This window comes from Streptomyces flavofungini, from assembly GCF_014650815.1.
Classification (GTDB): domain Bacteria; phylum Actinomycetota; class Actinomycetes; order Streptomycetales; family Streptomycetaceae; genus Streptomyces; species Streptomyces flavofungini.
Window position 1 is genome coordinate 653,612 of the sequence record NZ_BMVR01000004.1, and the last position, 12,267, is coordinate 665,878.

At 72.9% G+C, this 12,267-nt stretch carries 8 protein-coding genes and 1 tRNA gene; 3 read left to right on the forward strand and 6 right to left on the reverse strand.

All coding sequences use genetic code 11. The annotated features are described in order from the left end of the window. Positions 1 to 37 precede the first annotated feature (37 nt). A tRNA-Leu gene (locus IE274_RS13150) sits at positions 38 to 125 on the forward strand. A gap of 346 nt (positions 126 to 471) precedes the next feature. Here IE274_RS13150 and IE274_RS13155 read toward each other — a convergent pair. Beyond that, positions 472 to 2,001, reverse strand: coding sequence for a glycoside hydrolase family 3 protein (locus IE274_RS13155; RefSeq protein WP_190115836.1), 1,530 nt, complete (start codon positions 1,999 to 2,001; stop codon positions 472 to 474). Positions 2,002 to 2,390: 389 nt separating this feature from the next. Between IE274_RS13155 and IE274_RS13160 the strand changes: the two genes are divergently transcribed. Together IE274_RS13160 and IE274_RS13165 are read left to right on the forward strand one after the other, a co-directional pair. After that, positions 2,391 to 3,413 (forward strand): zinc-dependent alcohol dehydrogenase, encoded by a 1,023-nt coding sequence (locus tag IE274_RS13160; protein WP_190115837.1) that lies wholly within the window; start codon positions 2,391 to 2,393, stop codon positions 3,411 to 3,413. A 22-nt stretch (positions 3,414 to 3,435) separates the two neighbouring features. Continuing rightward, on the forward strand, positions 3,436 to 4,575 hold the full coding sequence (locus tag IE274_RS13165) for a Gfo/Idh/MocA family protein (protein ID WP_190115838.1): 1,140 nt from the start codon (positions 3,436 to 3,438) through the stop codon (positions 4,573 to 4,575). On the opposite strand, the gene IE274_RS13170 is transcribed toward IE274_RS13165, so the two are convergent. The 5 genes from IE274_RS13170 to IE274_RS13190 form a co-directional block, all read right to left on the reverse strand. After that, the gene (locus IE274_RS13170; protein ID WP_190115839.1) at positions 4,515 to 5,372 is read right to left on the reverse strand and encodes a phytanoyl-CoA dioxygenase family protein; all 858 of its coding nucleotides are present in this window, start codon (positions 5,370 to 5,372) and stop codon (positions 4,515 to 4,517) included. The genes IE274_RS13165 and IE274_RS13170 overlap by 61 nt on opposite strands. A 276-nt stretch (positions 5,373 to 5,648) precedes the next feature. Then, a complete protein-coding gene (locus IE274_RS13175) occupies positions 5,649 to 6,797 on the reverse strand; it encodes a phenylacetate--CoA ligase family protein (protein ID WP_190115840.1) in 1,149 nt (382 codons plus the stop codon). After that, complete coding sequence (locus IE274_RS13180; RefSeq protein WP_190115841.1) at positions 6,794 to 8,056, reverse strand: hypothetical protein; 1,263 nt, start codon at positions 8,054 to 8,056, stop codon at positions 6,794 to 6,796. Before IE274_RS13180 ends, IE274_RS13175 begins: the two co-directional genes overlap by 4 nt. Continuing rightward, positions 8,053 to 10,353, reverse strand: a complete 2,301-nt coding sequence (locus tag IE274_RS13185) for a DegT/DnrJ/EryC1/StrS family aminotransferase (protein WP_190115842.1) — start codon at positions 10,351 to 10,353, stop codon at positions 8,053 to 8,055. Before IE274_RS13185 ends, IE274_RS13180 begins: the two co-directional genes overlap by 4 nt. A 683-nt stretch (positions 10,354 to 11,036) precedes the next feature. After that, entirely contained in the window at positions 11,037 to 12,137 is a 1,101-nt protein-coding gene (locus IE274_RS13190; RefSeq protein ID WP_190115843.1) for a radical SAM protein, read from the reverse strand. Positions 12,138 to 12,267: the final 130 nt, after the last annotated feature.

Below are 12,267 nucleotides of genomic sequence, written 5' to 3' on the forward strand. Positions count from 1 at the left end.
GTCGCCGAGGGGAACACCCCGGGGCGACAGACACCTAGTCCGGGTGGCGGAATGGCAGACGCGCTAGCTTGAGGTGCTAGTGCCCTTTATCGGGCGTGGGGGTTCAAGTCCCCCCTCGGACACCAGCGAGAACAGCCCCTCACGAGGGGCTTTCTTCGTTTCTGGGCAGTGGCGTGGCCAACCGCGTGACCCACGGCCCAGAGGCTTCCCGGGTCGGACCAGGGGTGACCGGGCGATGCGGGCCGCGCTGGAAGCGGCCTCCCGCGGGGGATGTCCGCGTTTCCGGGTCGCTTGCCAGGCGGAGCCGGGGGTGCGTGCCCCCGCCCGGAGGCGGTGGACCACGGCAGGCCCTTGTGGTCCACCGCGAGCCGCGGGCCCTCGTGCTTGATCAGGGGGCGGGAGGGCCGCGACGGTCTCGGCCCGGGTGGGCTTGCCGTCGGCCTCGTCCCGCAGCGGGCCGGAGGCCAGGTGTCAGGCCCGGCCCAGGAGCGTCTCGGCGACCGCGATGCCGGACACCCGGGTCGCGCCGTGCGTGATCATGTGTACGGCGCCGACTGTGGCGCCCGTCGGCACGCCCATCTCCACGACCAGTGCGTCGGGGCGGGCGCGCAGCAGGCGGGCCAGGGTGTCGGACATCCACCGGTGGCGGGCCGCGTCGCGCACGACGACCACCAGGGCGCGCCCGGCCGCGGGGGCCAGGGCCGCGCGGTCCAGGACCTCGTCCGTACCGTCGTGGCCGTCGAGTTCGGTCTGGGTGAGGCGCACGGACGTGGTGTCGGGGCGCAGGTCGCGCAGCGGGTCGGCGACGCCCCAGGGGGTGCCGCCGTCGACGGCCGGGTTCATCACCGGGGACAGCTCCACGACATGCGGCGCCGAAGGAAGCGGAAGAGGGAATTCTGATCCGTCGGTGCGGCGGTGCACCCGCACCGCGCGGCGGGCCGCGACCAGGCCGATGTCCGAGCTGTCGCCCGCCCGCGTCACCGACCGTGACCGCTCGCCCGACCAGGCGGCGAACTCCCGCACCCGCCCGCTCGCCACCAGGAGCCGCTCCTCGGGCAGACGCCCGTCGAGCACGGCCTTGACCAGCGCACCGGCGAGCAGCTCGACGGTGGACTGCTCGGCGCTGTCGCCGCCCACGCACACCGCGTCCACACCGCCCGCGAGGGCCCGGACCGTCGCCCCGTCGATGCCGTACCGGTCGGTGACCGCGCCCATCTCGATGCCGTCCGTGACCACCATCCCGTCGAAGCCGAGCTCGCCGCGGAGCAGATCGTTCAGGATGCGGGTGCTGAGCGTCGCGGGCAGGCCGGGGTCGTAGGCGGGCACCACCAGGTGGGCCGTCATGATGGCCCGCACGCCCGCCTCCGTCGCGGCGATGAACGGCGGCAGGGCCGTGCGGGCGATCTCCGCAGCCGTGCCCCGGACCTGCGGCAGGCCGAAGTGCGGGTCCACGGAGGTGTCGCCGTGGCCGGGGAAGTGCTTGGCGCACGCGGCGACCCCGGCCGCCTGCAGGCCGCGGATCCAGGCGGCGGTGTGGCGGGACACGACGTCGGTGCGGGCGCCGAAGGAGCGGACGCCGATGACGGGGTTGAGGGGGTTGGAGTTCACGTCCGCGCTCGGCGCATAGTTCAACGAGACACCGGCCGCGTGAAGTTCCCGGCCGATGTCGTGGGCGACGCCCTCCGTGAGGTCGACGTCGTCGACGGCGCCGAGCGCGAGGTTGCCGGGACGGGAGGCGCCCGTCCACGCCTCCATGCGCGTCACGTCGCCCGCCTCCTCGTCGATGGCGACGATCAGGTCCGGGTTCTCGGCGCGCAACGACGTGGTGAGCGCGGCGACCTGCTCGGGCTCGACGATGTTGCGGCCGAAGAGCACCACGGCGCCGAGCCCGTCGGCGATGCGGCGGCGCAGCCAGTCGGGAGCCTCGGTGGTGCCCACGAAGCCCGGCTGAAGGACGGAGTTGGCGAGCTGCTCCAGCTTCGGGTGACTGCTCGAAACCATGCCGGGACCTCCGGTGGGCTGACGGCTGACCGGGTGGGCGGCCGGCCGGTGGACGAGAGCGCGCCGGGGCGATGGTCGGTCGCCGGGCGGCTTGGTACAGGCCAATCGGATGTTGGCTTAGACCAATTGGAGCTGTCAAGGAGCGCGAACCCGTAGGAAACGGAAGGTGAATCGGCAGATGGAAGAGGTGTTTTGGGGTACGGGGCCGGGCGGGCCGGGTGGGGTTCGGGTGTGGACCATTCCGGCCAGGCCACCCCGTCGCTCATTTGAGGCCACCTTGTAGGACGCCGGTCCGCGCGGTGGAATTCCCGGGAGCGGGGCGGCACCGAACTGCCGTTCCCGCGACGGCGGCACGGCCCGGCCAGGGCCACGGGCGAAGGAGGTACACCGTGCGGCGGTACGAACTCGTCGGCAGGCGGGACATCAGGCTGGTCACCGACGCCCCGGTGCCCGAACCCGGCCCCGGCCAGGTCCTGGTGCGGGTGCGGTCGTGCAGCGTCTGCAACCGCAGCGACCTCGCGTACTACCACTACTACGGCCTCAGGGAGCACTGCGCGACCGGCTGCTACGGCCACGAGATCGCCGGAGTCGTCGAGGCGACCGGCCCCGGCGTCACACGCGTCGCGGCCGGGCAGCGCGTCTTCGTGCGCACGCCGCTGACGAGCGGGTACGCCGAGTACGCCCTCGCGCGCGAGATAGCCGTCGGCGCGCTCCCCGACGCCATCCCCTTCGAACAGGGCTCCATCCTCCAGCTCCTGCCGCTCGCCGTGCACGCCACCCGTGGCATCCGACTCGGCGACCGCGTCGCCATCATCGGCCAGGGACCCGTCGGCCAGATGGCGCTGCGCATGGCGGTCCGGCGCGGTGCGGCCCACGTAGCCGTCGCCGACCTCGACGACTGGCGCCTCGAACGATCGCGGCACGCCGGAGCCGACGCGGTGCATCGGGTCGACGGCAGCCCGGTCCAGCTGGCCGCCATCGGTGCGGGCTTCGCCGCGCAGGGGGAGGAGTTCGACGTCGCCGTCGACGCCGTCGGCACGCCCACCACCCTCCATGCCTGCGTCGGACTCGTGCGCCAGAACGGCCTGGTCGTCATGCTCGGCACGCACCACGTGGACACGCACGTCACCGTCGACCTCGTCACCTGGGAACGCAAGGGCCTGCGCGTGCACAGCTCCGCCGAACCCGTCGACACCGCGCGCGCCGACGCCCTCGCCCTCGCCGAGCGCCTCCTGCGCCACGGCCACGAGTCGCTGCGCCTGTCCGACCTGCACACCCATACGTACGCCCTCGACGAACTCCCCAAGGCCATGGAGCAGTTGTCCGCCAGCAAGTCCCTCTACCCGGACGCGGAACGCGCCCCCTACGACGGGCCGCCGTCCGAGACGCTGAAGGTGGCGATCGTGCCGTGAACCGCGCGCGGGGGCGGGCCAGGTGAGGTGGGGGATCGCCGGGTACGGCGACGTCGTGGAGCGGCGGGTGCTGCCCGCGCTCCGGGCCCTCGGGGAGGAGCCGGTGCGCCTCTGGGGTCGCGACGGGCAGCGGGCCGCGCGCGTCGCCGCCCGCCACGGGGTGCCGTTCGGCGGCGCCGACGTGGAGATGTTGATTCGGGGCATTGACGCTGTGTACGTCGCCACTCCAGTTGTCCACCATGTACCGCTGGCCGGGCGGGTGTTGAGGGCCGGTCTTCCGGTACTGGTTGAGAAGCCGTTGGCCGGAGGGTTGTGGGCGGGGGCCGGTGTCGGTGGCGGTGCGCGCTCAGGGGCCGGTGTCGAGGGCGGCCGGCATCCGGAGTTCGGTGTCGGCGGCGGCTCATACGCGAGCTTCGTTGCCGACGACGGGCCGTGCGCGGGTGTCGCGTACTACCGCAGGCTCGCCCCTGCCGTGCTCCGCCTCCGCGAGGAACTGCGCGGGTGGACGCCGGAGCGGGCCGAGGTGCGGTTCCGGTGTGCGTTCGACCCCGGGCCCGGTCATCCGATGCGGTGGCGGACGGACCCCGCCCTGTCCGGCGGAGGGGTGCTCGCCGACGCGGGGAGCCACCGGCTCGATCTGCTGCACCTGCTGTTCGGGCGGCCCGAGGAGGTGCGGGCCCGGCTCGACCGACGGTTCCCGGAGGGTGCCGAGCGGCTGGCCGAGGTGGAGCTGCGGTGGGCTTCGGGGACGCGGGCGCGGGTGTGCGCGGAGTGGAGCGGGGAGCCGCCAGTGGACCGCTTCGAGGTGAGCGGGGGCGGGCGGACACTCACCCTCGACCCGCTGGACTCGGGCCGGCTGCGCCACCACGGCACCGCAAGGGAACGGCAGTTGACCTTGCCGCCCGCCGCGAACCCCCATCAGCCGCTCATCGCCGACTTCGTCGCCGCGGTCGCGGCCGGGCGGCCACCGGTGTGCCCGCTGGCGCAGGCGCACCTGGTCGACGAGGTCCTCGTGGCCGCGGCACGCTCCGACGCGACGGGAGGCGGCCCCGTCCGGCTGTCGCTCCCCGCCGACGCCGTGCTCGCGGGACGTGCCGGGGCTCAGGCGCCGTCGTCCGCCGACCAGGCCCGCAGCCACCGTGGGTCCGGCGTGTCCGACTGACGGATGAAACGCGTGTCGATGGACAGCCGCATCGCGTCCGTCGTCGCGTCGAGCGAGGCGTGGATGATGTGCGGCACATGCACCATGACGTCGCCCGCCGCGAAGTCCGTCCACAGCCAGCGGCGGCCCAGGCTGCGCGCGGTGAACTCCAGGTCGTGGCAGATCTGGCGGCGGTCGTCCGGGCGGTCCGTGGTGTCCCGCAGCGGCTCGTACGCCTCGGTCGGCAGCGTGTGCGAGCCCTCCAGGTAGACCAGCGCGCCCGACTGCGGCGGGCAGTCGCCGACCGGGATCCACGTCGTGACGACCCGGGGCGAGCCCTCGTCCATGTAGTCGAAGTCGACATGGGCGCGTGACGCCCGCCGTACGCCGCGGTGGAAGTGGCGCAGGATGCGGCGCGGCAGCATCCGGGCGTCGCCGTCGAGCAGGTCGGCCGCCAGCTTGCTGAGCCGGGGGTCGTCGAGGAAGCGGTCGAAGGTCTCCGAGCGGACGAACGCGTGGGCGGGATGCCCCGCCACACCGTGATCGGGGAGCCCGTCCGGCACCCGGCCGGAGAACACGCCCTCGCGCGCGCTGGTGCCGGGCGCGAGATAGCCGGGCGGCAACTGGGAGAAGTACCTGGCGCGCAGCCGCAGCACCTGCTCCCGGTCGAGGAAGTCCGGCAGATACAGATAGCCGTCCGCGTACAGCCGCTCGCGCAGGGCGGCCGGGTCCGGCATCCGGTCGGGGTCGGTGGCGCGCAGCGGGCCGAACAACTCGGGGGAGAAGGGTATGGGCACGCCGTTCGACGAGAGATTCACGAGGAGTCCTTACGTCAGCGGATCGTCGTCAGGTCGCCAGTGCGTAGGTCGGTGGAGCGTCACGAGGGAGGCGAGGCGACTGCGTCGTCAACAGATGACTGAGCTGTCAACAGTGGTTGGGGCTGTCAAGAGGTGGACGAACTGTCAATGTGTGGCCGCGATGTCAATAGTTGATTGATGTCAAGGGGAGGACGGAGGGGAATCAATGGGGGAGTCAAGAGGTGGATCAAGGCCGGGATCAAGCCGGGATCAAGCGGGGGTCAAGGCGGGCGTCGGTCAATAGACGCCCTCGACCGCGTCGCCGGGGGCTGCCAGGCCGTCATGGAAGGCCTGCACCGCCGCCACGCCCTCCCAGGGGAACCACGGATGCGGCCCGGTCCTGATCGCGCTGTCCCGTTCGAGGAGGTTCGGCAGGAACAGGTCCTCCAGGAGTGTGGTGACGCGCACGCGTCCGCGCTCGCCCACGGGCACCTCGCGCCAGGGGTCGGCGGGATCGACGACCTGGAGGACCGCGAAGGGCGGCGGCAGATGGTACGAGTGCCCGGTGCCGCCGGGCAGCACGGGCGCACCCGGCACCGCGTCGGCCTGCAGGGCGTGGCCCGCAAGGGTGTTGCCGTACGTGTCGATCCACTGGACGCCGTCCAGGTGCTCCTGGCGCAGGAACGCGGCCTCGGCGGCGCTGCACGTCGTGCCGCCGGTGCACACCGCGCGGATGCCGTAGGTGTGCAGGGGGCGCGGCAGCCGCATGGCGAGTTCGAGGAGCAGCCGGGAGGTGGTGAACAGGAGCATGGGCCGCTCGGCGGTCAGCAGGGTCAGGGTCTGCTCCACCAGGTGCGAGGTGTAGGAGTCCGCCTCGCCGCCCGCGCGCAGCGACGCCTTGACCCAGCGCGGGTCGAAGTCGATGGAGTGGACGGCGCCGCGCCAGCTGTCCGCCAGCCCCTCCACGAAGTGCCCGTACGCGTGCGGGCCGCTCGGCGTCATCGCGAGGATGTCGCCGCCCGCGATGCCGCGCGCCTCCAGGACGGTCCGGTAGATCTCCACGTCGTACGCGAGGCGCGTGACGTTCACGATCCGGCAGGGCGCGCCGGTGGTGCCGCCCGTCTCGAACACCCGGAACGGCCGGTCGCGATACCCGCGCGGACGCAGGTCGAGGGCGCTCGCGGCGCGCAGCTCGCCCTTGTCGAAGAGTCCGAACAGCTCAAGGGCGGCGTAGCCGTCGACGTCCTTGAGCGGGTCGAAGCCGAGCCTGTCCCGCCGCCCGACCCAGAACGGGGAGCCCGTGTCGGGGTGGAAGTGCCAGCGCATCATGCGCCGCGTCCACGCGTCGAGGTCCACGGCCAGCTCTGGTACGCGCTCGCGCAACGTGTCGTGCAGCGTGTCGAAGGTGACCTGCGGGGCGTGTTCTTGGCGGGCCGCGGTCGTCATGGAACTCCTCCTGGTGTCGCCGGCGGTCGGTACACGAACAGGGCTTCGTCGGCGAGGGTCCGCGCGGCCTCGGCGGTGGTACCGAGCACGGCGGTGAAGGGGAAGGGGACCTCGTGGCCGATGAGCGGGTGGGACGGTGCGCTCAGGTCGCTCAGGTCGCTCAGGTCGCCTTGGAGCAGGGCCAGTTGAGGGCGAACGTAGACGTCGCCACCCGCACCCGTACCGGGGCCCGTGCTCGTGATCACCGTTGGTTCGCGGGTGAGCAGGCGGTCGCCGGGGCGCAGGGCGTCACGTACGGAGGCGGCGGCGCGGTCGGCCTCGCCGGGCTCGCGGAAGGCGGTCAGCGGCCAGTGGGGGTCGGCCGGGTCGGGAGCCGGGCCCGGGTGGAGGGCGTCGAGTGCGGTCGAGAGGGCCTTGGCCAGGGGTTCTGGGTCGTGGTCCACGCAGACGATCGTGCGTACGTTGCTGCAGAACCGGCCCGAGTCCGCCGCGACCAGCGGCAGCAGCCAGGCCACCGTGTCGTCGATGGACTCGGAGGCCGCGCCGGGCGGCACGAGCGCGCAGCCCCGGCCGGGCCCGTGCAGCGTGAGCGCGGGAGAGTCCCGCACCGATGCGGCGAGGCCCGCGCCGCCGTACACGACGTGCCGGTCGGTGAGTTTCAGGAGGCCGTGCAGGGTGTGCTGCTCGGTGGGGTACAGGCCGAGGCGGTGCGGTGGCCAGCCGACGGCGAGGAGCGCCGCGAGCAGGCGGGCCGCGGACAGCGGTTCGCGGCGGCTCGGGCGCACCCAGACGCCCGCGGACCGCTCGGCCTGCTCCAGGACGGAGTCCAGGCAGGTGAAGGTGTTTCCGGGCAGCGACACCAGGGCGAGCGCATCGTCCGGCGCGACGGCTTCGCGGCGCGCCGCCCCCTCGTACAGCATCGCCCCCCAACGCTCGACCAGCGGTCCCGGCAGTCCCGCGCTCTCCCACAGCGCCGCCCGGAACGCGGCCGCGCTCTGCGGTCCGATGCCCCCGACGGTGACCGTGCCGTGCCGGAACAACTCCAGGGCGGACAGGACGAGTTCGCGGCGGTCGGCCAGTGGGGGCAGGCCGGCGCGGGCCGTGTCCCACCAGCGGCGGTCGGAGTGGGCGACGATGTGCGGCACGAGGGCGAGGCGCGTGCGTGTCGCGCCGGGCAGCGGGGCCGTGTCGAGGGACGGCTGCCAGTCGCCTCTGCGGTACGCGGAGACAACCGGAGCCTCGTCGTCCGGCCCCCTCACGACAACTCGCCGCGCAGGGCCTCGACCACCCGGAACTGCTCGGCCCGAGTGAGCGTTGGATAGAGCGGAAGCGCGATGTGGTGGCGGGCGAACCAGCGGGCCTGCTCGAAGGGACCGTCGACCGCCGCCCCGGAGGCTTCCCCCGGCCCAGAGGCTTCTGCCGCCGAGCCCACTGTCCCTGCCCCCGAGCCCACCGTCCCCGAGCCAGCCGCTGCGGCCGCCGAGTCGGCGACCCACGACCCAGGGCCAGCCACCGTCGCCCCCGAGGCCCTCGCCGCGCCCGCCCCGCGAGCCGAGGCCTCCGCGTCGTCCCCCGCCGCGAAATACGGCTGGTCGCACAGCAGATGGTCGTACACCTCACCCGCGAGCGACACGCCATGCCGTTCGCGCAGCCGCTTCTTCAACAGAGCCCGGTCCACGGGCGCGTCCAGATAAGCGAGGTACTTGTAGTAGTTGCTGTGCGCCGCCGCGGGCACGGCGTGGGCGCGGACGCCGGGGACGTCGGCCAGCAACTCGTCGTAGCCGAAGGCGAGGTCGCGGCGCGCGGCCAGGGTGTCGTCGAACCGCTCCAGGTCGACCGTGCCCACGGCGGCGTGCAGTTCGCTCAGGCGCCAGTTGCCGCCCGGCCGGTCGTGCAGCGTGGAGCCCTGCGCGCTCTTGCCGTGGTCGCGCCAGCGCCGCACCTGCTCCGCGTCCTCGGCACTCGCGCAGGTCACCAGGCCGCCCTCGCCGCTCACCGCGACCTTCGTGGGGAAGAAGGAGAACGCGCCGAACCGCCCGAAGGCGCCCGCGTACCGGCCGCCGAGCGTCGAGCCGAGCGCGTGCGCGGCGTCCTCGACGACCGCCACCCCCCGGCGCTCGCACAGCGCGAGGACGTCGTCGAGGGCGGGCGAGACGATGCCGCCGATGTGCACCGGCAGCACGGCCGCCGTGTCCGGATGGCGGTCGAGCGCGGCGCGCAGCGCGTCCGGGTCCAGGCCGAGGCCGTCCAGCTCGATGTCGACGAACCGTACGCGCGCGCCCGCGCGCACCGCGGCCGCCGCCGTCGCGAAGAACGTGTTGACCGGCACGAGCACCGTGCGGCCTGCCACGCCGACGATGCGCAGGGCGATCTCCAGGGCGCCCGCGCCCGACGCGACCGCGACGCCCTCGCGCCCCGTCCACGTGCGGGACAGCTCCTCGAAGCGGGCGAGGCCGGGGCCCTGCGTGAGGTGGCCGGAGGCGAGCGCGGTGTCGACCCGGTCGAGGACCGCGCGGCGCTCGGCGACGCCGAAGTGGATGCGCTGGGCGGGGATGTCGCCGGGGGCGGCGGGCCCGGACAGGGTGCGGGTGAAGAAGTCGATCGCGTGCTGGACGTGGGTGCCGTGGCCCATGGGCAGCTCGTGGACGTCGAGTTGGTCGTCGGCGTCCGCCGCCGTGTAGCCGCGCCGGACGGTACCCGCGGCGGCGCGGGCGTCGGCCGGTTCCAGGTAGGAGTCGGCCGTGCCGTACTGGAGCTGCAGGGGGGCCGGGGCGAGGGCGGCGTAGAGGTCGCCCAGGTCGGCGTACTCCAGGATGCCCGGCAGGGCCGCGCCCTCGTATCCGGTCAGCAGGCGTTCGTACAGCGCCGGATAGCTGCCGAGGTGGCTGGCCGCGCACACCGGCAGCGGGCGCGGCGTGAGCAGCGCGGTGTGCAGGGCGACCGCCGCGCCCAGGCTGTGCCCGAACAGGCCGACGCGGCCGGGGTCGACCAACGGGTGTCCGGTGAGGACGTCCAGGGCGCCCAGGGTGTCGCCGACCAGTGCGCCGAGCAGGGAGCGGCCGGTGAGCGCGAACGCGTGCGCGAGGAGGGCGCCCTCCTCGCGTCCGGCGCGGCGCTCCTCGTCGAGGCCGCCGATGCCGTGCTCGAAGGTCAGCGTGACGAAACCGGCGCGTGCCAGGTGCTCGGCGATGTTGCGGTCCGGGAAGTCCGGTGGGCGTTCGCCGGTGAGGTGTTCCAGGCGGGCGTTCTTGCCGCCGAACACCAGGACGGCGGGGCCGGGCGAGGCTTCGGTGGTGGCCGTCGGGGCCAGCAGGGTGGCCTGGAAGGCGCCTCGTACGGGGGAGTTGAGGGTCAGGCGTTCGCGGCGCAGGCCGTGCTCTTGGGTGGTGTCGACGGCCGTGATGTCGAGGGGGGCGTGGTCGATTCTGGCCAGGCGGGCCACGAGTGCTCTGACCTGGCGGGACCAGGTGGTGTGGGTGGTGGCGTCGGTGAGGGACGGGGGGCGGCGCAGCGTCGGTTCGGCTCCGAGGAGGCGGCGCAGGTGGGTGGTCTGCATGCGGGTGTCGAACGCTCCCTGTGGGTCGGGTGGGGAGGGGGTGCGGGTGGGGCCCTCGCGGGGCGCCCCAGGCCCGCCCTTTCCCGAAACCAGGGGGCTGCCGCCCCCTGGGCCCCCGCCGCTGTCGCGCTGCGCGCTCGTCCTCAAATGCCGGACGGGCTTGGTGGTTCGCTGGGGTGGGTGGGGAGGTGAAGGGAAGGTCGGCGAGGGCGGGGCCACGCGGGCGCGTTGGCGAAGGCTGCGGAGGGGAGGGGTAGTGGGTTGGTGGGGGTGAGTGGTTGGTGGGGGTGGCCGTCGGAGGTTCGGAGGGCGCAGGGTCCGGGGGCTGCGGGCGTCGGAGGCGGGTGGTGTCAGCGGCTGGTGGTGTCGGAGGCCGGTGGTGTCGGAGGTCAGGGGCGCCGGGGCCCACGGGTGTCGGAGGCCTGGGGCACCAGAGGTCACGGGTGTCAGAGGCCTGGGGCACCAGAAGCCACGGGTATCAGAGGCACGGGGCACCAGAGGTCACGGATGTCAGAGGCACGGGGCACCAGAGGTCACGGGTGTGAGAGGTCGGGGGCCACGGGTGTCACAGGTCTGGGGCACCAGTAGTCATCGGTGTCAGAGGCCCGGGGCGGTGGACGGTGTTGGGCCGCCGGTGGTCCGGGGCGATGGAAGGCGTCCGGACGTCGATGGCCGAGCAGGGGTCAGACGAAGTCCGCGTGGAGGGTGTGCGGGACCTCCACCTGGTACGCGTCCAGCGCCTCGTCGAGTTTGATCTGGCCGCGTTTCAGGAGCTCCAGGAGCTCGTTCTGCGGGCGGTAGAAACAGGACTTGCACAGGTCGGTGCGGTTCGGGTTGGTGGCTTCCCACTCGGCGCGCGGGCCGCCGTCGAGGACCTGGGGGTAGCCGAGGTCGACCACGTCGCCGATGCGGTAGCGGCTGTTGAGGTGGACCTGCGGGCACGGGTAGAGGTGCCCGTCGGCGCCGACGGCCGTCACGAAGCGGCTGTAGTGGCAGCGCTCGAAGTCGCCCTCGACCTCCTCGACCTGGTCCATCGGGCCGCGGTCCAGCTTCGGCACCGACACCTCGAAGGCGTCCGTGGACATCGCGGCGGCTTCGACGAGCGAGCCGGAGATCTCCGCCATCACGGACTCGATGGTCTCGTGCCCCATCGCGCTGTAGAACTCGGGCTCGAAGCGCACGTAGTGCGCGCCGGACTCGTGGGCGATGCGGGCGGCCTCGACGATCTCGCGGTAGTTCTGCAGCGTGATCACGTAGTTGAAGCCGATGCGGAAGTCCGGTGCGGCGGCGTTGTCGCGCAGCTTGCCGATGGTCCCGATGAACTTGGAGAATGTCTGCTCGCGGTCGCGCGTGATGTCGTTGAACGTCGCCTCGGTGCCGGCGTTCATGCCGACCCGCACCCAGGTGTGCGTCGCGGTGATGCAGTCGGCGACCTTGGGGCGGCCGAGCCGGGAGCCGTTGGTGATGAGGCCGATGTGCAGGCCCTTGTCGTGCCCGGCGTAGCAGATGTCGGCGTAGCCCGGGTGGATGGTGCACTCGCCGCTGCCGCAGAAGGTCACGGCGCGGCCGTCGTTCTCGGCGAACTCCTTGAGGAGGGTGATCGCCTTGTCGGTGGTGATCGAGTCCTTGAACGAGAACAGGTCGTAGAACTGTTCCTCGTTCGGCGAATGGAAGTTGCAGAAGTTGCAACGCATATTGCAGGCGCCCATGATGCCGATCCGCATGTGGACCGGTTTGATCTCCTCGCCGGCGACGAATCGTCGTAGGAGATCTTCGTGCGCCATGACTTTCTGTGGCGAGTGTGCTTGATCGAGACTCACGTCCGGAAGGCCTTCGCCGTTCCGGGGCGCTGCCATGGTGATGTCGCGGGCACCTTCAGTGCTGTTCACGAACCCCTCCACGCGCTTTTGGCGA